The organism is Aeromicrobium sp. PFPM2_SD2 (assembly GCF_057364525.1).
On sequence record NZ_JBNFNZ010000583.1, the window covers coordinates 1 to 1,282 of the forward strand.

Consider the following 1,282-nt stretch of genomic DNA (forward strand, 5'->3'; position numbering starts at 1 on the left):
CCGAGGCCGCCGTCACCGTCGAGGCCGGCGCCAGCCTGGACGCGCTCATGCGCGCGCTCCTGCCGTTCGGCCTGTGGCTGCCGGTCATCCCCGGCACCCGCCAGGTCACCGTCGGCGCGCCGTCGCCGCGGACGTCCACGGCAAGAACCACCACGTGCGCGGCTCGTTCGGCGACCACGTGCGCAGCATGGACCTGCTGCTTGCCACGGGCGACGTCGTGACCGTCGGCCCCGACGGGCCGGACGCCGACCTGTTCTGGGCCACCGTCGGTGGCATGGGCCTGACCGGTGTCGTCCTGCGCGTGACCCTCGGGCTCAAGCGGGTCGAGTCGTCCTACTTCCTGGTCGACACCGACCGCGAGCCGCACCTCGACGGCCTGCTGACGTCGCTGTCGGGGGGCGACGACCGCTACGAGTACTCGGTGGCCTGGTTCGACACGGCCACGACCGGCTCGTCGCTGGGCCGCGCCGTCGTCACGCGCGGCGACCAGGCCACGCGCGACCAGCTGCCCGACGACCGGCGCGCCGACGCGCTCGCCATGTCCGACCGCACGCTGGCCCGCGTCCCGTTCACCTTCCCCGACGGCGTCGTGAACCGGTTCAGCGCCCGCGCCTTCAACGCGCTCTGGTACGCCAAGGCGCCGCAGCACCGCCGCGGCGAGCTGCAGAACATCACCCAGTTCTTCCACCCGCTCGACGTCGTGGCCGACTGGAACCGCGTCTACGGCTCGCGCGGCTTCTGCCAGTACCAGTTCGTCGTGCCGTTCGGCGAGGAGGACGCGTTCCGCACCGCGGTGCGGATGATCGCCGAGTCCGACCACGTCTCGTCGCTCAACGTCCTCAAGCGGTTCGGCGAGGGCAACCGCGGCCTGCTGTCCTTCCCGACGTCGGGCTGGACCCTCGCCGTCGACCTGCCCGTGCGTCCCGGCCTGGACCGGCTGCTGCGCGCCCTCGACCGGGTCGTGCTCGACGCCGGCGGACGGCTGTACCTGGCCAAGGACTCGCGCGCGGACGCCGCGACCATCGCCCGCATGTACCCGCGGCTGGACGCGTTCGCCGCGGTCCGCGACCGGGTCGACCCGCAGCGCCGCTTCCGGTCCGACCTGGCCCGGCGCCTCGACCTCTGACAGGAGAACCATGATCGACGCCCTCGGACGTCCCCAGTCCCTGCTGCTGCTCGGCGGCACCTCCGACATCGCGCTCGCGACCGCCGAGGCCTACGCCCAGGCCGGCCCCCGGCCTGCGGGTCGTGCTGGCCGCGCGCCCGTCGGCCGACCGCGACG

General features: G+C 73.9%; 2 protein-coding genes. Both read left to right on the plus strand.

Going from position 1 to position 1,282, the window contains the following annotated elements:
• Window positions 1–221: hypothetical protein (locus AC2W7G_RS16560; RefSeq protein ID WP_485869403.1), on the plus strand; the 221-nt coding region annotated here is incomplete at its 5' end.
• Window positions 188–1,126, plus strand: coding sequence for a D-arabinono-1,4-lactone oxidase (locus tag AC2W7G_RS16565; RefSeq protein ID WP_485869404.1), 939 nt, complete (start codon window positions 188–190; stop codon window positions 1,124–1,126). The genes AC2W7G_RS16560 and AC2W7G_RS16565, both read left to right, overlap by 34 nt.
• The last annotated feature ends 156 nt before the right edge of the window (window positions 1,127–1,282 follow it).